Here is a 21,676-nt window from a genome sequence, read left to right as displayed (position 1 = left end):
AATAGTATTAGGAAACACGATGGCTCCAAACTCCGCAGACTCCGTTATCGTTCTCGATTTCGAAACCACAGGCTTATCACCAAACATGGGTGACCGGGCGATTGAAATCGGTGCGGTTAAATTAGTTAACGGCGAAGTCGTCGACACCTTCCAGCAACTCATGAACCCGGGATTTCGCGTTAGTGGGTTCATTGAAAGCTATACCGGGATCAGTAACCGTATGTTAAGCACAGCGGCCAGTTGCAGTGAAGTGATGGATGAGTTTGCAGACTTTATCCAAGGCAGCCAACTTGTTGCTCACAATGCATCGTTTGATAAGCGCTTTCTCGATGCGGAATTAGACTTTATTGGCCGAGACTACACAGGCAAGTTCGCTTGCTCAATGTTGATTGCTCGTCGTCTAATCCAAGACGCACCGACTCATAAGCTAGGCGACCTTGTGCGTTTCAAAAATATCGACAACGACGGTACTTTCCACAGAGCGTTAGCCGATTCAGAAATGACAGCACGGTTATGGTTATTGATGATTGATGAACTGCAAAGTGATCACGGTATTCAACAGCCGAGCTTTCAATTGATGCAAAAAATATCTAAGACAGCTAAAGGCTCGATTCCAAAGCTGCTGATGAGTAACAGAGGCTAACTCTCTGCATTCGGTTTAGGGTTTGTCAGAAGGCTAGTAGCAAACAGTCACTATAGCCTAATATAGCTACCCTACTCCTGCAGTGACACTAACGTCGTCTTGAGGCTTTCTAGCTCACTCATAAAATAAGCCCATTGTTTATCACTGCTCACTGCCGCGATATCCACCAAGAATTTCGCTGATGTCTGCATATTCTTATCAAGCTTAGACTCCAGCTCTTGCGGATAATAATCTTCATTGTTCAAAAGTAGCTTCATAATAATTGGCTGTGCAATATGTAAATCGGTCTTCTTCTGCATAAGTGTCGTTAGGTCTTGATACGTATTATTTTGATATTGTCGCCAGCTGTCGTTAGTATTTACCCACTCTTGAGACCACGTCAAAATAATCGTTTTTTGCTCTTTCGATACCGACCCGAGCCATCGCTCTAACCGATCTTCAATTCGACTTCGATAACGTTCTCTCGAATCTTCATCATTCAATGATAATCTTTCTTCGTAATATTCTTGCTGCTTTTCCCTAAAGTTCTTTAAGAATTCGTTATCTTGCTCTGGGGTAAGCTGCATACTTAACGCGTAAATATCGGGAGCGAACTTGTTAACGATCGAGCGAATATGATTTTTAGTTTGTTCACTTTGATCAATGATAAAAGCAGAATTCATATCAGAACGGTCTAAGTTTTGAATCGCTTGCAGTTGCGACATATACAGCGGAAGTTGGGTTTCTTTGTGCCATTGCTGTAATAAGTCGAGGCGCTCTTCGAGCTCTGATTCTTGACTGTTGGATAGAGAAACAAAGTCTTCAATATAGCTAACCGCAAACCAGCTTATATTGTTGTAGGCAAATTTAGTCCCGCAACCAGCGAATACAAAACAGACTAATAAGACTAACCATCGACACTTTCTCATTTAACCCTCTCACGATATTCAGCAAATCCACAAATCCACAAATCCATTAACTCACCCTTTTAAGGTTAGCTCTAGTTCTTATAACGCTATATTCTAGCTCTTATAAAAGTAGCCTTAATAAGCAGTGGCTGTAAAAACTTTGAGATAAATTGAGACTCAGACTTGCTAATCTAGCTATTTCGGCAAATGATTAAACTAAAAATAATTAATGGCAGTGATGTAACTTGATTTTTATTGCTCATTTGATGTAAACGAATCCTATAAACGAATGGTTTATTTATTTTCAAATGATTAATATTTGGGAGGTAAGCTATGGCCGCTACTCCTCATTATACAAGCGAGTTAGAGTACGAGCTTTGTTATTTTGACGATGGAAGACTAACCACAATTACGATATCCGCTAATAATCGACAGGAAGCGATGACTTGGTATCTTAGCGAAGGAAGACATATCAACGATTTCTATTCGATCAGACCTGATGAATAAACGTTTGATACGTTACTGACTGTGGAACACCCTTTACTGCATTATCACTAGCATGACTTAGCAGTAAAGGGATACAATCTCGAATTACTTCAGAATTCGGGCGCGGAATTGACGACCCTTCATTTTACCTGATTCGATTTTACCTAATGCTTTCTTAGCCATTGATCTTTCTACAGCAACGTAAGCACGCATCGCGAACAAGTTGATCTTACCTACTGACTTACCATCAATACCGCCTTGGCCTGTCAACGCACCAAGGATATCGCCTGCGCGAAGTTTCGCTTTCTTACCACCATCAATCTGGATGGTTACCATGTTTGAGTAGTACGGCTTAGCTATTGGTTTAGCTGGCAACTGAGACGGTTCGATTGGCATATCCATGTACTCATCAATTTGAGCAACACGGTGCATCTCTTTTTCGCTAAAGAAGCTAATTGCGACACCTTTGCTTCCTGCACGACCAGTACGACCGATGCGGTGCACGTGTACTTCAGGATCGCGAGACAACTCAAAGTTGAACACAGCATCTAGGTTATCAACATCAAGACCTCGAGCAGCAACATCTGTTGCAACCAAGATAGAGATGGTTTTGTTCGAGAACTGAACCAAAGCTTGGTCACGTTCACGCTGTTCCATGTCGCCATGAAGCTCGATAACACTGAAACCACGGTGGCTTAGCTCATCATTTACGTTCTGTACTTCTTTCTTAGTATTACAGAACACAACCGCTGACTCTGGTTGATGATGAAGAAGCATTAGCTCTAGTGCGTCATCACGAGCTTCAGTACCTTCAACCTTATAAAAGTGTTGTTGGATGCTTGAGTGATCGTGCGTTGATTCAACCTTCACCATTTCAGGGTTATTCATGATGCGGTCTGCAACAGATTTAATCTGTTTAGGGAAAGTTGCACTGAACAATAACGTTTGACGATCTTTTGGTGCTGCTTCAATAACAGCATCTAGTGCATCTTGGAAACCCATTTCCAGCATGCGATCGGCTTCATCTAACACAAGTGTGTTCAACTCAGACAGGTCAATACGCTCTCTCTCTAGGTGGTCCAGGATACGACCAGGAGTGCCCACAAGAATGTGTGCGCCATGCTCTAATGAACCAATTTGTGGCCCCATTGGCATACCGCCACATAGTGTCAGCACTTTAATATTGTGAATGCCACGAGCAAGAGTACGGATCTCTTTTGCTACTTGGTCTGCAAGCTCACGAGTCGGACATAACACTAAAGATTGAACACGAAAACGCTTAACGCGTAGGTTTTGCAGCACGCCTAAACCAAAGGCAGCTGTTTTACCTGAACCCGTTTTACCCTGACCGATAACATCCTTGCCATCCAGAATAATAGGAAGACTTAACGCTTGAATAGGCGTCATTTCAGTATAACCAAGAGAATCTAACGTATTTAGAAGCTCTGGCTTAAGGGCGATTGAAGAGAATTTTGAAGTGCTCAATGGAAATATCCAACTGGTGAAAAACAGAGTGCATTATGAGTGTTTTTGAAAATTATTCCACCTTAATCACAGTTTTGGAGCAACATGTTAGGCGAATACAAAAAAACCAGCTGGGGTGCTGGTTTTTTACGTTGAAACATCTAAGTCTGTGGATAAATGCCAGACCCCAAAGGTCTCTATGGCACACCGTGGCCTTTAGATGCAACCCATACGCGGTACCACTGCTCACGAGTCAGTTCGATTTTCAGTGCATCAACGGCAGTTTTCACACGTTCAATCTTTCCTGAGCCAATAATCGCGATCGGGTTAGATGGTAAACGGCGAACCCAAGCGTAAATCACTTGGTCAATGCTGTCCGCACTCACTTCTTGGCGAATCGCTTCTAGCTCATCACGAACGCGAATTGCTTGTGCTGAATCGCCACTGAAGATGCTACCACCACCGAGACAAGACCACGCCATTGGACGAATACGGTTCATCTGCAGTTGATCCAGCGTACCATCGTGGGCTACTTCGAAGTTCAATGGATTGATTTCAACTTGGTTAGTCACCAGTGGCTTACCTAGTCGAGATTGCAGTAAGTCGAACTGACGTGGTGAAAAGTTAGAGACACCGAAGTGCTTAACTTTACCGACCTTATGTAGTTCAGCGAACGCTTCTGCTACTTCATCTGCATTCATCAGTACATCTGGGCGGTGAATCAGTAATACATCCAGTTCGGTTACACCCAAGCGCTCTAGAGAATTATTTACTGATTGGTAAATATGGTGCGCGCTGGTGTCATAGTGATTGATCTTGCGATCTGGAGTGTGGTCACCACACAAGTTGATGTCGCACTTGGTGACGATTTGAATATCATCACGAAGGCTTGGCTCAAGCGCCAATGCTTCACCAAACAACTTTTCACATTGGTAGTTACCGTAAATATCCGCGTGATCAACAGTTGTGATACCAAGATCAATGTGCTGCTTCAGGAAAGTCAGGCGTTGTTGCGGGGTCATGCCCCACTCTGCTGTACGCCAGTATCCTTGCACCAACTCAGAAAGTTCTGGGCCTTGTGGCGCTGTCGTTACTTTTGCAACCATGGGTTGTCTCCTTTATCAATACTGAACGTATCGTAAGCTCGTTTTACCGAGGGCTCAACGTATAACAAATGGCAAAGGTAAACGCTTACTAAAAATGTGAGAGCCACAGAAAAACGAACACTTAAATCAATAATAGCTTGCTGTCTGCCCGTCAGCCGTTCTCCCAAAAGGCTTGTTTACCCTAATGAATTACGAAACTATCTATAAATTTGAGCAATTAAAGACGATTTAGTTCAACCGTTAAGTTGTCACCATCACTATGTAATTGAATCCAAGGAGTTGAAGAAGATGAGGAAGAACTAGGCACATTCCATAAACTCATTTGCTCAGAGGAATGATGTGGAGTATTGATGAATTTGACGAGTTGTTTATCTACCATGTCGTAACCAACTCCCTCACGCTTCGCTTGTTCGAGTTGAGCGACCACATCAAACTCATCCTCTCCAATACGAATTGAGCTGAGAGCAAAGCCATCTTGGCGAAGGTAGGCTTGAAGCTTTGTGTAACTTAGGTTCGAATATGGCAGGTTTAAGCGAACCACCTCGACGCTTGAGTCGCCCAACTCCAATTCAACATAAACATTCAGATCGTAATACCGCGTCAAATCACTGCACAGAAGAGCACCTTCGATCTCACCACAATCCATTAGGTCATTATCGTTAACATAATTTTGAGAACTAGGTTGAGCTGAACTGCTATTGAATACCGTTCGCAACCACCAGCTTTCACTCGCTTGCACAGAAAATGAAAGGGTACTCAGAGCCAATAACAAAGGTAGGATTAAGACAGGAAGAGTTCTCATTAATTGTGCTTATTTCGCGCGGTATGAAGCGTTCATTATACGTGACCAGCCGACAAACAACTTATCGACTGACCTCTTTTTAGCTAAAAAATTATTGGTAATGGCTAATATTAACAAGCTTGATACTAAGCAGACTTGCATTCTGTTATATCTATCGTCACAAAATACATTCAATGAATGTGTCATAATGTTGAAATTACTGGTTAAATTTCAAGGAATGTCATGACTGCAACGAACTATCTCAACCAATTGAATCAAAAGTACCTTGCGACTCATAAAGCGAAAGAAGACTTCTTTTGGGATACATATATGGGCATCAGTGACGACCACGATGGCTCGACACTCGCGCAGACTCAGTGGACTGAATTTCTAAGCTCTGCCGAACAGATTGCTGCTATCGAAACTCAACTCGCTGCTATCGATAAAATTCAAGATCCCCTAGAAAAAGAGAGTACGCTAACAGGCTTGAATGGTTGGTTAGCGACCTTTAGATCTCACGCTATTGAGTCTGAGCAGTCACAGAAGCTTAAAGCCGATCTCATAAAGTTTGAGGCTGAACTGTTTGAGAAAAAACAGAATCATGTGATGACTTACGTAAATGAAACAGGCGACGAAACAGAAGGATCACTGCCAGTTTTAGGTTCAGCCGTTAGAAGTAATGGTAATGAACAAGTCAGGCTTTCTGCACACCAAGCACTATTAGATTTAGAACAGTGGCTGCTGGCTAACGGCTTCATTGAACTGATCAAAAAACGTAACCAATTTGCTCAATCACTGGGTTTTAAAACCTTCTTTGATTACTCGGTGGTTAAAACCGAACAGATGACGACAGAGCAGCTGTTTACGATTCTTGACGACTTCGAAGCACGTACACGCGATAGCCATCAGCAAAGTCTAGCCAATTTAGCAGAACAGAAAGGCGAGAATGCACTTCAAGCCCATAACTTTACCTACTCTTTTGCAGGTGACGTTATGAATGATCTTGATCCTTATGTTCCGTTCTCAAAGTCACTTCGACGATGGATTGAATCTTTTGGTCGCCTAAACATCGAATACTCTCAAGCGACATTAAAATTGGATCTGCTTGATCGTAAAGGTAAGTACCCTAATGGTTTCTGCCATGGCCCTATCCCATCTTTCTACGATCAAGACACTTGGGTAGCGGCTCAAGTTAACTTCACGAGCAACGCCAAGCCCGACCAAATCGGCAGCGGTTATGATGGTATCAACACGCTATTTCACGAGGGCGGCCACGCAGCGCATTTCGCCAATGTTAAGATGAACGCGCCTTGTTTCTCTCAGGAATTTGCACCAACTTCGATGGCTTATGCGGAAACTCAATCCATGTTCTGTGACAGCTTATTGAATGACGCCGATTGGCTCAAACAATACGCGCTTAATGCAGATGGCCAAGCAGTACCTGATGAGTTAATCAAAGCAATCATCGATAACAAACAACCTTTCAGAGCTTATCAAGAACGCAGCATTTTAGTGGTTCCATATTTCGAGCGAGCACTTTACGAATTGGCGGATGAAGATCTGACACCTGAAAAGATCACCGCGCTTGCTCGTGGCAGTGAGAAAACGATTCTTGGATTGGCTTGTAGCCCTCGTCCATTAATGGCGATCCCGCATCTCTTATCGGATGAAGCCTCTTGCGCGTATCAAGGTTACCTGCTGGCTCATATGGCGGTGTATCAGACTCGTGCGTATTTCACCGATAAGTTTGGCTACTTAACGGATAACCCAGAGATCGGCCCTTTATTAGCTAAGCACTATTGGCACCAAGGAAATAGCATCAATCATAATGGGACAATCGAAAGCCTGACAGGGGAAGGTTTTAATGCCAAATACCTCGCTGACGAGTGCAACTTATCGCCAGAGCAAGCTTGGGCTATTGAGGAGCAAAAAATCAAACAGCTGTCGACAAGAGAACGTGCACCAGTCGCTGATTTGAATGCGAAGATATCGATCGTTGATGGGGCAACCGAGTTGGCGAATAATAATAAGTCAAACCATCACATGTGTGATGAGTTTGAACACTTTATCGTTGGGCAATACGGCCGATAGCGGGTGCTGAGCATCTATAACCAAGGTTGAACCAAAAGACCAAACGAAAAAAGGACGATAATTTATCGTCCTTTTTATATTCAGCGTTGGATCTATGCCGTGACACATATCGAGCGAGTTTCACAATTAAACTCAACATCAACAGAATCAACACTTCGCAATGATTTTCGATGAATGCCAAACACTTGCCCCGTCAAAACAATATAAAACTTCTCTGTTTTGAGTAGATTCCAAGCTTCATCAAGAGATTCAGCATAAACCTTGTTCTTGAGATCTTGCGGGCGAGTACCTGCTACTCTTCCATGTTTGCGCGCCAATTCAAATAATCCATTACGATTCGGTTTACACGTAAACAGGGTATCATTTCCGTAAATACTACCCTTAGCAGTAATGTTTTTAACCATTACATTTCTCCAAATAATAATTCCACTCGTAACACCTGAGTGGCATACCACATGTCGAACTGTGGATATTTAAACTGCGTAAAGAAGAGAATATGGTGTAAAGACCGGGCAAGCTATTACACCATTATCATCAAATTTCTTAGAAGTTCTTAAGTTCTTAGAAATAGTAGTAAGCTGCTGCGAATACGTGTGTTTCTTCGTCGTATTGCGCGCTAGTTTTACCCACACGGTAACCGTCTAAGTCTTGCTTGATATCAATACCCATGTCAGCGTTGTCAGCAATACGGTACATTGCAGCGATATTGATGTAAGAAGAATCTACGTCAGATTGACCATCTAATTCATTGCTGCTAGACGCGTAACCTGCTGCGATTGTTAGGTCTTCAGAAACTGTGTAGCCACCTGAAACGTAGTAACCCGTATTCTTAGCAGAATCACTCTCTTCAATCCAAGAGTTCATGCCTAGTTTAAGAGCACCAACCTTAACGTTACCTGTCACTGTGTAAACTTCGTAATCAGCATCGTCATCACGAGCTTCATAACCTGCGTATAGGTTGAATACCTCTTGCTCTAAACCGATGTAACCGTTAATGCCTTTATCCGCATCATTATGATCGTCACCTGTTTCAAAGTAAGAAATACCATAAGCGATACCGTTTGTTGCGCCTTGGAATTTAACAACATTGAAGCCGTCAGATGCATCACCAGCAGAAGCGCCAAACTCGTAAGTGTTATCGCCAGCGCCATCCACTTTGTCTAGTGCTGTGTCGTTTTCCCAACCGAATGAAGCAATACCGTAGCCAGTATCGAAACCTAACCATGCTTTGTCTACGTCTGTTGCTGGACCAGTATCGATACCGTTTGTCCAACCAGCTGTTGCTGCGTCGTTCGCAGATACGTTGTTGTCTGTCGTGTAGTTCACCATCAAATCAGTTTCGAAATAACCAACAATACGGTTGTTACGGTAGTTTACGGCAAGAGTAAGACCCGTTGCCCAGTCATCGTAGAACGCTTTAGAGCCAGTGTCGTAGTAACCACCAACACCGAAAGAGCCTGATACTGAGAATTGATCTTTGTGCATTGAATCGAATGCAAACATGTCTTCGTTTTGGCTGTTTTGGCTGCTTGTGCTTACTGCGAAAGCTGTACTTGAAATGCTCGCAATCGCAAGTGCTACTAATGTCTTTTTCATGATAACCACTACCTATATATTGATTCGGCCTTGTTAGTCCGGCCTTTTGGAGTGGCGCTATTGTTCAAAAAAATACGTTATTGATATACCGTAAATTTACTGAAAATTTTATAGCTTTGGTCAATTAAATTACATAATGATATGTTGATATGGCTTTTATATTGAGAATCGCAGCCGAGCGTAAACCCTATATCCGTGCTGTTATCCATATTCCGGATGTTCTCAATCATCACGGGGTTTGTTAGGCAGAATTAAAATCCTGAGCCTATAAAAAACACCGTTCAATTAATGCAGTAAATGTACTGCTTATCATTCGACAATCTAGAACTAAGAGTTATAAAAAACTTAAAAATAGAACCTATGATATATATAAGAATCTTATCTTGCACTGAGCCACTCGAACGAATATCTTCTGAGTATTGACCTAATGAATGTATCGAGAAAGGAAAAACGTGTCTGCTTTAAGCCTAAGTTTTGAACAGCTATTAATGAAACAATCAACCTCTCTTATTAATAGCGATCCTAAAAACTTTCAAACAACGTGGTCAGAAGCAAGCTTTGACGTACTCGATTGGTTCGGGATTGATCGTTTAACGCTTTACCCGAATTCAATGGTCTTACTTGAAGACGGGAAAACTTGTTCAGTATCCAAAGCAAACATACCTCCTGTCGATAAGAAAAGTTTGGTTGGCGGTAACTACCTTGATTACCTAAAGCTATTGAAAACCAATGAAACATATCTCACCTTTACCAGTGACGAACTCGTTTCAACCAAAAACTATGTGTTAAAGAAGATCTATAAAGAAGGGGGAAGATGGCACTGCATCATTCCTTTGCAGCTGTTTAACCAACGCTGGGGAGCATTGTCTTTTACTAACTTTCACGACAACGAAACCACCTTCGACCTCGAAGACATCCAGCGCTTAAAGTTAGTCTGTGAACTTTGGCTCTGTTATTGGCAGCACTCAACGCTAGCGAGGACACTAAAACAAAATGAGAATCGGCTAGCAGATGATAGTGAAAAGCTATTATTACTCACCAAAAAACAAACCAAGGTTTTGGCTCTTATTGCTCAAGGATTTAGTGCAAAAGAGTGTGCAGAACAGCTCCATCTTAGCTCTCGAACGATAGAATCGCATAAATACAGAATGCTTGGATTGCTCGATTTAAACAGCCACAATGACCTGATTCAATTCGCCTTACGCAATGGCCTAGGTCTTACAGAAAACCTACACACGACACGTTAAAGCAAGGCTATGCACACTTCTTTACGCATAATATTGATTGTTATTCGTTGCCTTCACTCAGAGCAAATTTGATTTCATCCGACGAAAAGCCTTTTCGACTTAACATTGCGTACGCCTTTGAACGCTCTTTGTGATCGTTGAGGTCATATGATTTCTTCTGCAGCTGTTCCAAACAAGATGAATAGAAATCCAGTTGCTCCTCATTAGTTAATCGGTCGACCAACGATGACAACTCGCTGGTGTCGATTTGTCGCTGTCTGAGCTCTTGCTGAATAGCAGTCAAGCCTTTGCCTTTACGAGCATATTTAAGCACCTCTTTTTCCAAATCAGCTTTCTCTGCCTTAATTTGAATATTACTTTTCAGTTCATGCGACTGCGTGTGCTGGTCAATCGCTACCTTCACCTGCTGGTAGCTAAAACCACGCTTTTGCAGGGTCGCGACAAGCTTTTCACGGCTCATGGTAAAACTTGTATAGTAATGGTTGATGCGGTCTATCAAGATGGTTTGTTCATCAATAGACTTTTCGAAGGACACTTTATGGATTGCATCAGAAATCACTGAATCGGTCAGGCCCTTCTTTTTCAATTTTTCGACAATGTATCGAGAACCAAATTCACCAGAGAAAGCTTGTTCCACGAATTGTTCAGCAAACACTTGGTCAGACTTTAGATACCCAAAGCCTTTCAAAGTATTCAACGTTTCATCGATCCATTCTTGATTGTCGGTTTTCACTTTTAGCTTAGCAATCAGCTCGCTTTCCGTCATATCTCTCTGGGTTAAATGCCACATCGCAGAGTTCATAACACTTTCAATTCGTGTTGCTTTTCTTACCGTTGTATTTCTACTATTCGTTTTTTGCTGTGAATCATCCATTCGATTTCAACTGTCCAAACTGAGCCTACCCCATCATAACTTAATTCTAAGGTGGTTGAGTTACATAAAAGAATGAAGCTCAATATAAACTGACAGCCAATAAAAATGGACGCTTATTCAGCGTCCATTTGATATCACATTAAGAATGTCGACTCTAAGCCATGCTTATCTTTGTCGTATTAGCTTTTTTCGTAATCGCTCTTTTCTAAATTGCTTTTCGTATTAGCTTTTTCGTTTAGTTCTCTTCGTGATTGTAAATATGCACATCTCGTTGAGGGAATGGGATAGTGATGCCTTCTTCATCGAAGCGTTTCTTCACGGTTTCCGTCACATCCCAATACACATCCCAATAGTCATCGGTCTTAACCCAAGGTCTGACGACAAAATCAACAGAAGACGTATTCAAGGTATGAAGCTTGATCATATGCTCCGGTTTTTTCAGTACTAGAGGGTGCGCAAGAATGATGTCGTTCAATACCGCTTTCGCTTTATCGATATCATCTGAGTAACCAATGCCGAAGACCATATCAACACGTCTCACACGTTCTGCAGTGATGTTGTTGATCACGTCACCCCAAATCTTGTTGTTCGGGATCACCAAGCGTTGGTTATCGATGGTTTGAATGGTCGTCGACACTAAGCTCATGTCTTTTACTGTGCCTTGAACGCCGGCCACTTTAACCATGTCGCCCACATCATAAGGGCGATAGATCAAGATCATCAAACCTGACGCAAAGTTAGATAGTGTGTCTTGCAATGCGAAACCAATAATGACACCCGCCACACCGAAACCGGTTAATAGTGGCGCTAGCTCAATCCCAATTTGAGACAGAGCGATAAGCAAACCAATAAACACGACCGCTTTAGATGCGATGGATACGAAGAACTCCTGCATCAATACGCTAAAGTCCATTTTAGAGTGCGAGACACTCTTACGAACGGTCTTACGAGCCACGTTAGCAATAAGGCGAGTTACGTATAAAATACCGAGAAACAGAGCGAGTTTAACGATAAATGAAGGCGTGTTGTCAAACGCCCATGAACTGAACGATCGAAGCCAGCTATCCAATAGATCCAGTGCAACATCGACATCCAACACATCGGCGTTAATATCCCCAGTCGTCGCTAATAGAATGCGCTTGTACGAAGTGACATCCACACCAAACGGGGCCATCATAGAGATACTTGTCTCTAAGCTGGCAACCATTACACTGGTTCGTTCGCTGAAACGTATTAACTCAGTTTTTATTGTCGCCTTTTCGTCTTCACTAACAAAAGACAAGCGACGCTCTAGATCTTGACGCTGCGTGTCTGTATACAGGATCGCATTGGTCAGATATTGAGAACGAGAAACCAATGCGGTTTTTAACTGACTTTCCGCAGCCGATACATCAACGCCTCGATCTTTTGACCAACTTAAGGTTTTAGAGAGTTGCTGATAGTAATCATCCATCATTCCGATACGTTTTTGAATCAACAATTCAAGACGCTTTTTTGAATCCCCCTCAGCCGAACGGTTGTCTTTGCTCATAGAGACAATTTTGACTTCGTTCAATGACAGTAAATGTTGTAAAAGATCTACCTGTTGGGCAAGAACAGCGTCTAAGCCTTCCTTCTTATCGGATGATAATTGCGAGGAAATCTCTTTACGTAGTGCTTGGTTCTTTCGTCTTAATATATCTTCTAGAAACGGCTTCTCAGCATCGTGCGCTGTTTCTAATGTTGTTAGGTCCAGCATTAGCTGGTCTTGTACTTCTGCTATTTTATCGACACTTTGTGCAAAACTCCCTGATGCAACAAACGCCAACATTAAAAATAGACAACGCCAAACCTTTATCATGTTAATTCCTATGAATGTCTAAATTGACCCCTTAAATAGTAGTAAAAAGAATATGGATAACAAGCATTTAAACGTATGTTGTGTTAAAAATTAGCAAAATATCAGTACGTATCTAATATTTGAGAGTTCCAATCCCCTCTTATGATCTGTAGAGTACGCAACCAACAAAGAACAACAGCCAATATCGTCACTTAAGCACATGCACAAAAACGCCTTAAATCCGATGTTAGCTAACAGCAAGAGAGCATAGAAATGAACAACGAACTTGATATTATCGAATCCTTAGAAGAACTAGAAAAGTTCCTAATCTCAGTGGAAGCTGGCGGTTTGGGTCTTGAAGGCGTTGAAGGTGTAGGCATGGCAACCAATAATTCAGATGGTCGTCACTTCGTTGCTGTATTCAACAGCAGCCACAAAGTTCTGCTCGCTCGCTGGATCACCAAAGAAGTTTTCGAAAATGGTAAAGACTTGGTACGTAATGGCCCTCGCCGTACTCACTAAGCCTTTCCAATAGAACCAACGATTAAGCCCAATAAGTTCCTCTAAGATCTGTTGGGCTTTTTGCACCTCCTCATCGTGAATAAACAAATCGATACAGAATAAATTAGTTCTAATTGCCGGTTGTTGTGAACTTTAACCAGAGCCCAATGTCGTACTCGCGTGAGTTGATGTTTATACGTCTTTTATCGTGTATATGCCGTTTCCCGCGTTTATATAGTTTCTCTAGTTTATACATGGTTTCACTTTAACAATTTTATGACTTGTGGCGCGAAGAGAACTTATCTAAGCTAGCCACAATTCAATGAGCTCGCTTTAGCTATTAACTATTAACTGATTTGATTACTGACTAATTTGCTGAACACATCGCTACTTTTCTTACCCACACAGAATCGCCAACAAAAGCAATCGCTTTGGGCTCTTCTCCTTACCGGACTGGTTATTGTAACTTGTCTGGCGAGTACGCTGTCGGCAAATAAAGTAACGGCTTCAGCTTCCTTAGTTGGACAATCAATATTTGTCGGCGCAGAAACCAGCAACCCACATGCTGTCATCGCATCTTTAGATAAAATGTCTGAGCTTTATGCCAGCGTTTTTGGTTCAGAAGCATCTAAAGCTCTGACAACACCAAATTCAAGTTCATGCAGCCTGAGTTCGAAAATGCTGACCTTTGCCGCCCCGAAAACCGGCTGGCTGATCCCATTCGTACTTATTATTGCTGTTGCATTTAACTTACCTCCTCACATCTCGAGATTATCTAGAGACAATCATCGCTCTGCTCGACCTACAAAACACCGCTTACACCTAAAGCACTGTATATTTAGAGAGTAAATAACCGGGCTATTCCACCCTTTTATTTATTTTTTGGAGATACATTTGTGTACAACACACTACTAACTAAGTTTGTCGATTTGTTGGCATTCTGCATGCGCACATGCGCAAAAGCTTTCGTCACTGCAATCTTAGTCATGACGTCATTTACCGCCCTTGCTCAAACCACGGGCTGGATAAGCGTGCCTGAGCATCCGCCAGTTAAGATGCGAATGATGTCGACGGGGGAACAGTCGGATAACGGCGGTACCGTTCAAACTGTATTGGACGTTACACTCGACGGTGACTGGAAAACCTATTGGCGCAGTCCAGGTGAAGGTGGCATTCCGCCAAGCTGGAATTGGTCTGATTCAACTAATATAGAGTCTGTAGATTGGCATTGGCCGATCCCTAAATACTACGAACAACTTGACGTAATGACGCTGGGATACAAAAAGCACGTAAGCTTTCCTGTCACCCTAACGTTGAAAGACAAAACGCAACCCGCTGTATTTAGGGCTTCTCTCTCGTTCCCGTCGTGCACCAATATTTGTGTTTTGACTGACTATGACATCGAACTCCCTATCGACACACAGCAATTGAAGTTCGATGAAGAAGCGATGTTCTTGTTCAACCAAGGCATGAGCCAATCTCCAAGAGAAGCGAACCGGACTTCAGTGAACGGTCTATTTTGGGACAAAAGCAAGCAACAACTGGTCACTCAACTAACCAGTAACGAAGGCTGGGATAAGCCGATGGTGTTGATCGATGGCCAAGAAGTCATCGATGACTTCTTTGCTCAACCAACCGTCCATATCACCGGCAATACGATGACCGCGGTATTTGACGTCAGCAACTGGATAGGCGAAGTCGACTTAACGGATCGCACCGTTAGTGTCACAGTTTCAGACACTAATTTTGCCGAAGAGATGACGGCTCAAGTCGGCTCAGAACCTATTGCTTATCAAGCAAGTAACAACGGTTTTCTTGCAATGATCGGCTTTGCTTTGATTGGCGGTTTGATCCTCAATATTATGCCATGTGTGTTGCCTGTATTAGGAATGAAGTTAAACAGCATCATTCAAAATCAAGGTGCATCCAATCGACATATCCGACTCTCCTTCTTAGCTTCTGCGTCAGGTGTCATTACGTCATTTGCACTCCTAGCCCTTGGCATGACCGCTCTAAAAATGGGTGGCAATGCGATTGGTTGGGGAATCCAGTTCCAAAATGTTTGGTTCATCGGGTTCATGCTGATCATCACTTTGCTGTTCTCGATTAACCTACTTGGGTTATTCGAATTCAGACTACCATCAGGTTTAAACACTTGGATGGCGACTAAAGGCGACGACTCACATTCAGGCCACTTTATTCAAGGCATGTTTGCTACGCTGTTGGCAACACCGTGTAGCGCTCCATTCCTAGGAACCGCAGTCGCTTATGCACTTGGGGCAAGCTACCAAGAGTTGTGGGCTATCTTTATCGCACTCGGCATCGGTATGAGTGCACCTTGGTTGATTTTCGCGCTGTTCCCAAGTCTTACAAAACTGCTTCCAAAACCTGGGGCATGGATGTTCAGAGTTAAGCTGGTATTTGGCTTAATGATGTTCATTACCAGTCTATGGTTAGCAAGCCTAATGAGCCCATTCATTGGTAAATTTCCGACGATCCTGTTGTCACTGTTTATCGTGATTACAGTATTGATTTGGATTGGCCGTAAGTTGGGTCGCAAGGTACTTATTCCTATCGTCGCAACCACAACCTTGGTGTTTGGTGCTGCATTAATCGTAGGCAGTGTGACCGCAGACAATTGGGCGACACCGATTGTTGACGATCTCGCTTGGCAAAAGCTAGATGCTCAACAAATCCCTCAATTGGTTGAGCAAGGCAAAACGGTATTTGTCGATGTGACCGCTGATTGGTGTATTACCTGTAAGGCCAACAAAATCGGCGTCGTTCTCCAAGACCCTGTCTACAGCCACCTACAGCAAGAAAACATTGTTTTGATGAAAGGCGATTGGACAACACCAAGTGAAAGTGTCACTCAATACCTACAAAGTAATGGTCGATTTGGTGTGCCATTTAATATCGTCTACGGCCCAAGCTATAAAAGCGGTATTCCACTGCCTGTCATTCTCAACAGTGACACGGTCGTTCAAGCCATCGATGCTGCGAGATAACTAATGAAGACTCCCAACAATGAAGATAAATCTAGCACGACTGAAGACAGCGCTGTAAAGGGTGAAACCAAAAAGCCAAGTCGTCTTAAGAAGTGGGGAAAGGAACTGGTTTCAATGATATTGATCGTTGGCGTGGTTTCATTTGCGATGGACTTTTATCACAGCAGAAGCATGCCTCAGGGCGACGCGATTCCAATTGTGGGTCAATCACTCAAAGGCAAAGATATTGATGTTATCGAGCTAAGCAAAAATGGTAAGCCAGTCATTGTCTATTTTTGGGCAACTTGGTGTGGCGCCTGCAAATTTGTGAGCCCAACGGTCAATAGCTTCAACGACTCCCATCAAGTGGTTTCGGTCGCTCTGTCATCGGGCCCAGACGAACGTGTTCAGCGCTACTTAGAGGCCAAAGAGTATGACTTCCCTGTTATCAATGATCTCTCTGGATCGATCAGCAGAAGTTGGGGAGTCAATGTCACGCCAAGCATCGTCATCATCAAAGATGGAAAGATTAGCAGTATCGCAACAGGCGTTACTTCCCCGATAGGGCTCTGGTTAAGAACCTACTTTGCATAACTCGCTTACAAAGAAAAACTGAGCAAAGCAAGGCGAATAACTCGATTTAGCCCGTTTAACGAACAGCATTACCGTGAGCGCGACCCAATGAGCGCTCACGATTATCAAGAATTAGAGAATATATAGCATGAAAAAACATCTGATTAGTACACTGATTTTAGGCTCACTAATGAGTACCGCTGCCTTCGCTGAGTTGAGTACAGAGCAAACCCAGCAACTTGAAGAGATTAACCAATTTCTGAAAGAGAACCCTTCTACGATCTCTGGCTTACATACCAGCTTAGAGCAGTACGTAGCAGGGCAAGAACAGTCGAAGAAAGCTCAAGCAGGAAGCCATGATTGGTTATACAACAATGACGCTCACCCAATCACGGGCAACCCGGATGGCAAATCAGTCATCATTAACTTTACCGACTATAACTGTCCTTACTGTAAGCGCTTGGAAAAAGGCTTAGTTCAATTAGCCACTGAAAATAGCGACATCAAAGTGATCAACGTGTACTTATCGTTTAAACAACAACAAGTTGCAGGGCTAGACACCAACGCGGCGCTATACGCGATGAAAGTATGGAAAGATAACCCAGAAGCATTCCCTGAAGTTAATAGATTGCTGATGGCCAAAAGCGGTATTCACTCGAAAAGCTCACTAGAAGCCGTTGCCAAGAAGACGGGAACAGAGGCGGAACTAAAAACAACTAAAGAACAAAACCAGGTTCTAACCACTAACCACCAAACGTTCAGTGCACTCGGCTTAACGGGCACTCCAACCATGATGATGAACGGAAATGTTTTACCAGGATATGTGCCTTACGACCGACTTAAAGATATCGTGGATGACGCTTTTTAATCGAGTGTAGATAGAGATAAAGACTCGAAAGAGAAGTGAATAAAAGCCGACTCGCGTCACTCGCCGTCGGCTTTTTAATGAGCTTAAGATAATGTTTTCAATATTATTTTTGAAACAGAAAAGCAATCGAAATGTCACTATCTTGCAATGGATTCTTAATTTACCCTCGCTACGCTAAAAGCTGTTCTGTCGATGAGTCAAAGACGTGTTAACTCAAGACAACTGTCCTTTGACCGAGCCTTGCTTGGTCTTTTTTTTTGCTTAACTCAGCAAGCGACAAACAAGCGCGCCCGGTTCCCTTAATGCATCCACGTTATAGCTGAGTACACGCCCAGAAGATGGTGCGTGGTAGCGGCGACATTCATTACCGAACGCATCATATTGGATGGCGAGCAGATCATCTTGTTCGACACTTTGCAAAAGCTCGACCTGAGGCAGCACAAAGCCACCAATATCAGCGCGGATAGACACGACGTTGTTGCCTTCTATCCAGTCCATACTTGGCAGCTGCTTTGCCTCTAACGGGTCTTCACCATTAAGCATTTCATAGTAAGACAGCATATTAAAAACACCGTCCACGGCTCGTTGAATCATGTCAGGCTGAGTAAACTTACCCATCCCCACTTCCACCGTAATGCTCGGAATTCCACTTCGATTCCAAACCGTTTCAAGAATACCTGGATCGCCAGGATCATTGAGAACACAATCTGGCGTCATCAACCTTGCCATTTCAAGGCATTGTTCAATTCGGTAGTCAGCAAAAACATAAAGTGGGTAGACAGCGCCACGAGTTTGGGTATGCAGGTCAACGGCGAATGTCGCATTGTGTTTGAGTAAGCGATCCCACAAAGACGCAACAAAGCGCTCTGCCGCTAAGCCATTCGCATCCCCTGGAAAGAGTCGATTAAGGTTGGCAGGGCAAGAGCCCGGATCCGAAGAGATAAAATCGCGGCTATGGTTAAGCAAACCCGACAAATTCACAGTAGGCACTATCGTTACCGTGCCTTTGAGAGTTTTACCGACTAAGTCTCTGATAATTTGCTGAGCAGCCAACACACCGTTGAGCTCATCACCGTGAATACCAGCGGTGATCATCAACTTAGGACCTGCTTGACTGCCTTTAAAAACAGAAACCGGCATGTTTTTAGGTTGCCCTAAACCGTCACTGGTTACTTGAAACCAAAACTGGTGCTCTCCAACGGGTAGGTCTTCAACATTCAAGGAGCCAATAACCTGCCTACCTTGTAAAACATCGCCTAAGTACTCTGTTTTCATCCAACGTCTCCATCTTGTTGAGCAAAATCTATTCTCTTCTAAGTTTTTGCATCATAGAGGATATCTTAATCAGTACAAACAGTTAATAAGATGAACAAGCTCTGACTTCCCCATAATACTCACTCATATCATCATCACTTCCCCTAAATAAAAGCTTGTGAAAGTCAGCACTCAAGAACAGATAAGTTATATAACCATTCACAAACCACTCAGTCTATTGAAATAAAAGTGCAATAAAATCAACACTTAAAAAGTTCCCTATTCACGAAAATGTAATTTTATAGAAATGAAAGCTTAATTTAGCTGCTCTAAATTAGCTTCATATCGAAACGGAGAGCACATTGCTCACGGATTTTAAAATACAAGGTAAGTGATTATGAAAAAGGCAGTTCTAGCTTCTGCAGTGGTAGCGGCACTAGTTTCAGGTTCATCTCTAGCAGCAACAGTTTACAGCTCTGATGGTACAGAACTTAAAATTGGCGGCCGTGCGGAATTCCGTGGTGATTTCATTGGTAATTCTGACGGTGCAGAGGTAGAGGGCTCAATGAGCGATGAAACTCGTTTCCGTCTTAACGTTGGCGGTGAAACTCAACTGACTGATTCTGTATCTGCATTTGGCTTCTACGAAGCTGAACAAGGTACTGGCGACAGCACCTTCAAAAACCGTTACATGTACGCTGGTGTTGACTTTGATGGCCAAGCAGTTTCTTTTGGTCGTCAAGACATGGCTTCAGTCATCGTTTCTGATTTTACGGATATCACTGAGTTCTCTGGTGTTCAGCAAGTAATCGGTGCTGCAAAAGATAAACAAGATGGCGTTATCGCATACCGTGGCGGCTTTGATGCTCTGCAACTAGAAGCGACATACAAAACCAATAGCGTGAAAGACTCTGATGGTTACGGCATTTCTGGCGTTTACTCTCTACCATTCGGTCTAGACCTTGGTCTTGCTTACTCTGGTGAAGACCTAGGTGCTAGTGCAGGTAGTGCAAACCAAATCCTAGCAGGTCTAGCGTACTCTCTAGATAACCTATACCTTGCAGCAACCTACTCTACAGGTGATTCAGACGATAAAGCAGTTGGCGCAGATGTTGAGTCATTCACTGCAATGGAATTCGCAGCACAGTATAAATTCACTAAGCAGTTTTCTGCTGCTGTAGTGTACACGTACCAAGAAGACGAAGCGGCAAACGGTTCAAAAGCAGATGCTGTTGACGGTATTGAACTAGCGGGTTACTACAAGCTGAACAGCAATTTCCGTACATACCTTGCATACTACATCAATGGCTTAGATGAAGAGAAAACCGCAGGTATCGTAACTGCTGGCGAAGACACTCTTCGCCTAGGTGTACGCTACGACTTCTAATCTAAATCGGCTTTAGATACAGACTAAAAGGTTGGGCAATAGCTCAACCTTTTTCATATTCAAATATTCTGACTAACTTCATCAATGCTTTTTCTGGTTAAGTGGTGCTAAATCCGTATCATAGGTGAACCACATCAAATAATTAGAAGCATCATGTCACAACACCATCCGATCCAAGGCGCTAGCTGGATGCTAACCGCAGGCCTAGCCTTTGCCGTCATTAACAGCCTAACTCAAATCGCTAGCATTCATTTCGGACTTACTTCTACTACCGTTGCCGTCATTCAATACGCCATTGCGTTGTTCGCTATTCTTCCTTATCTGAAAACGCTGGGCATTCGCCGCGCGCTAAAAACCGACAACCTCAAATTACATGTATTCCGTGTGTTTTTATCGGTGATTGGTATTCAACTTTGGATATGGGCGCTGGCTTACCCTGTTCCTATTTGGCAAGGCATTGCCCTTCTCATGACGTCGCCATTGTTTGCAACCATAGGTTCAGGGCTTTTTCTCAAAGAGAAAGTGGGAGCTGCTCGCTGGGGCGCGACCTTAGCAGGCTTCGTGGGTGCGATGGTGATTCTAGAGCCATGGGCTGAAGACTTTAACTGGGCAACGCTACTACCGATTGGCGCCGCTTTCTTTTGGGCATGCTACTCACTAATGGTGAAAAAGCTCTCTTCACAAGACAGTCCTTCAACTATGGTGGTCTACCTTTTACTATTGATTACGCCATTTAACATCCTACTTGCTGCGCCAGATTGGCAGACTCCAAGCGGCGGTACGATTTGGGCTATCTTAATTGTCATCGGTGTTATGACGGCACTTGCTCAATGGGCAATTGTAAAAGCCTACTCAGTCGCTGATGCTTCATTCGTACAACCATTTGACCACGCAAAATTACCGCTAAATGTCCTAGCAGGTTGGATTGTATTTAGCTGGGTTCCACCGGGTCGTTTATGGCTCGGGGCTGCTATTATTATTGCGTCAGTCGCATTTATAACGCACTGGGAAACGAAAAAGCCGTCAAAACTGAAGAAAGTTTAGGGTTAGTGAAATAAATAGTTCAACTGTCCGTTCTATATGGATAAGAGAATTCAAACGAGGCCGTAACC

20 protein-coding genes are annotated in these 21,676 nt (G+C 43.2%); 11 read left to right on the top strand and 9 right to left on the bottom strand.

Annotation, left to right across the window (positions count from 1 at the left end; translation table 11 throughout):
- The first annotated feature begins 19 nt into the window (after nt 1-19).
- The gene (locus tag AC3CH4_RS20605; RefSeq protein WP_004731776.1) at nt 20-643 is read left to right on the top strand and encodes a 3'-5' exonuclease; all 624 of its coding nucleotides are present in this window, start codon (nt 20-22) and stop codon (nt 641-643) included.
- A 71-nt stretch (nt 644-714) separates the two neighbouring features.
- On the opposite strand, the gene AC3CH4_RS20600 is transcribed toward AC3CH4_RS20605, so the two are convergent.
- Entirely contained in the window at nt 715-1,551 is an 837-nt protein-coding gene (locus tag AC3CH4_RS20600) for a DUF6279 family lipoprotein (RefSeq protein ID WP_102551468.1), read from the bottom strand.
- Nucleotides 1,552-1,863: 312 nt separating this feature from the next.
- Here AC3CH4_RS20600 and AC3CH4_RS20595 point away from each other — a divergent pair, with 312 nt between their 5' ends.
- Nucleotides 1,864-2,037: a hypothetical protein gene (locus AC3CH4_RS20595; protein ID WP_017077429.1), complete on the top strand. Its 174-nt coding sequence runs from the start codon at nt 1,864-1,866 to the stop codon at nt 2,035-2,037.
- A gap of 84 nt (nt 2,038-2,121) precedes the next feature.
- Here AC3CH4_RS20595 and dbpA read toward each other — a convergent pair whose 3' ends face one another.
- The 3 genes from dbpA to AC3CH4_RS20580 form a co-directional block, all read right to left on the bottom strand.
- The gene (dbpA, locus tag AC3CH4_RS20590) at nt 2,122-3,501 is read right to left on the bottom strand and encodes an ATP-dependent RNA helicase DbpA (protein ID WP_017074818.1); all 1,380 of its coding nucleotides are present in this window, start codon (nt 3,499-3,501) and stop codon (nt 2,122-2,124) included.
- A gap of 176 nt (nt 3,502-3,677) precedes the next feature.
- Entirely contained in the window at nt 3,678-4,586 is a 909-nt protein-coding gene (locus AC3CH4_RS20585) for an aldo/keto reductase (protein ID WP_488543705.1), read from the bottom strand.
- A 217-nt stretch (nt 4,587-4,803) separates the two neighbouring features.
- The gene (locus AC3CH4_RS20580; RefSeq protein ID WP_488543704.1) at nt 4,804-5,388 is read right to left on the bottom strand and encodes a hypothetical protein; all 585 of its coding nucleotides are present in this window, start codon (nt 5,386-5,388) and stop codon (nt 4,804-4,806) included.
- Between the two features lie 222 nt (nt 5,389-5,610).
- Here AC3CH4_RS20580 and AC3CH4_RS20575 point away from each other — a divergent pair, with 222 nt between their 5' ends.
- Nucleotides 5,611-7,458 carry a M3 family metallopeptidase gene (locus AC3CH4_RS20575; RefSeq protein ID WP_488543703.1) on the top strand — a complete coding sequence of 616 codons (1,848 nt, stop codon included), beginning with the start codon at nt 5,611-5,613 and terminating at the stop codon, nt 7,456-7,458.
- A 92-nt stretch (nt 7,459-7,550) separates the two neighbouring features.
- Here AC3CH4_RS20575 and AC3CH4_RS20570 read toward each other — a convergent pair whose 3' ends face one another.
- Nucleotides 7,551-7,862, bottom strand: a complete 312-nt coding sequence (locus AC3CH4_RS20570; RefSeq protein ID WP_029222415.1) for a hypothetical protein — start codon at nt 7,860-7,862, stop codon at nt 7,551-7,553.
- 157 nt (nt 7,863-8,019) lie between these two features.
- Nucleotides 8,020-9,054 carry a porin gene (locus tag AC3CH4_RS20565; RefSeq protein WP_488543702.1) on the bottom strand — a complete coding sequence of 345 codons (1,035 nt, stop codon included), beginning with the start codon at nt 9,052-9,054 and terminating at the stop codon, nt 8,020-8,022.
- 452 nt (nt 9,055-9,506) lie between these two features.
- Here AC3CH4_RS20565 and AC3CH4_RS20560 point away from each other — a divergent pair, with 452 nt between their 5' ends.
- The gene (locus AC3CH4_RS20560; RefSeq protein ID WP_017077418.1) at nt 9,507-10,301 is read left to right on the top strand and encodes a response regulator transcription factor; all 795 of its coding nucleotides are present in this window, start codon (nt 9,507-9,509) and stop codon (nt 10,299-10,301) included.
- Between the two features lie 40 nt (nt 10,302-10,341).
- Here AC3CH4_RS20560 and AC3CH4_RS20555 read toward each other — a convergent pair whose 3' ends face one another.
- Nucleotides 10,342-11,175 carry a RecX family transcriptional regulator gene (locus AC3CH4_RS20555; protein ID WP_488543701.1) on the bottom strand — a complete coding sequence of 278 codons (834 nt, stop codon included), beginning with the start codon at nt 11,173-11,175 and terminating at the stop codon, nt 10,342-10,344.
- Nucleotides 11,176-11,410: 235 nt separating this feature from the next.
- A complete protein-coding gene (locus tag AC3CH4_RS20550) occupies nt 11,411-13,015 on the bottom strand; it encodes a mechanosensitive ion channel family protein (RefSeq protein WP_146456440.1) in 1,605 nt (534 codons plus the stop codon).
- A gap of 252 nt (nt 13,016-13,267) precedes the next feature.
- On the opposite strand from AC3CH4_RS20550, the gene AC3CH4_RS20545 reads away from it, so the two are divergent.
- The 5 genes from AC3CH4_RS20545 to AC3CH4_RS20525 all read left to right on the top strand — a co-directional run bounded on the left by AC3CH4_RS20545 (nt 13,268) and on the right by AC3CH4_RS20525 (nt 17,923).
- Nucleotides 13,268-13,516: a hypothetical protein gene (locus AC3CH4_RS20545; RefSeq protein ID WP_004731805.1), complete on the top strand. Its 249-nt coding sequence runs from the start codon at nt 13,268-13,270 to the stop codon at nt 13,514-13,516.
- Between the two features lie 351 nt (nt 13,517-13,867).
- Complete coding sequence (locus AC3CH4_RS20540) at nt 13,868-14,344, top strand: hypothetical protein (protein ID WP_152960497.1); 477 nt, start codon at nt 13,868-13,870, stop codon at nt 14,342-14,344.
- Between the two features lie 95 nt (nt 14,345-14,439).
- Complete coding sequence (locus tag AC3CH4_RS20535; protein WP_488544341.1) at nt 14,440-16,503, top strand: protein-disulfide reductase DsbD family protein; 2,064 nt, start codon at nt 14,440-14,442, stop codon at nt 16,501-16,503.
- A 3-nt stretch (nt 16,504-16,506) separates the two neighbouring features.
- Entirely contained in the window at nt 16,507-17,076 is a 570-nt protein-coding gene (locus AC3CH4_RS20530; protein WP_114634850.1) for a protein disulfide oxidoreductase, read from the top strand.
- A 127-nt stretch (nt 17,077-17,203) separates the two neighbouring features.
- Nucleotides 17,204-17,923: a DsbA family protein gene (locus AC3CH4_RS20525; RefSeq protein WP_488543700.1), complete on the top strand. Its 720-nt coding sequence runs from the start codon at nt 17,204-17,206 to the stop codon at nt 17,921-17,923.
- Between the two features lie 261 nt (nt 17,924-18,184).
- Here AC3CH4_RS20525 and AC3CH4_RS20520 read toward each other — a convergent pair whose 3' ends face one another.
- The gene (locus tag AC3CH4_RS20520) at nt 18,185-19,198 is read right to left on the bottom strand and encodes a succinylglutamate desuccinylase/aspartoacylase family protein (RefSeq protein ID WP_114634844.1); all 1,014 of its coding nucleotides are present in this window, start codon (nt 19,196-19,198) and stop codon (nt 18,185-18,187) included.
- A gap of 376 nt (nt 19,199-19,574) precedes the next feature.
- Between AC3CH4_RS20520 and AC3CH4_RS20515 the strand changes: the two genes are divergently transcribed.
- Complete coding sequence (locus AC3CH4_RS20515; protein WP_488543699.1) at nt 19,575-20,564, top strand: porin; 990 nt, start codon at nt 19,575-19,577, stop codon at nt 20,562-20,564.
- A gap of 153 nt (nt 20,565-20,717) precedes the next feature.
- On the top strand, nt 20,718-21,608 hold the full coding sequence (locus AC3CH4_RS20510) for a DMT family transporter (RefSeq protein ID WP_017089881.1): 891 nt from the start codon (nt 20,718-20,720) through the stop codon (nt 21,606-21,608).
- The last annotated feature ends 68 nt before the right edge of the window (nt 21,609-21,676 follow it).

This window comes from Vibrio sp. QJM3NY_26, from assembly GCF_057786005.1.
Note: the sequence above shows the minus strand (reverse complement) of the source record. Positions and strands in the feature narration are given on the sequence as shown.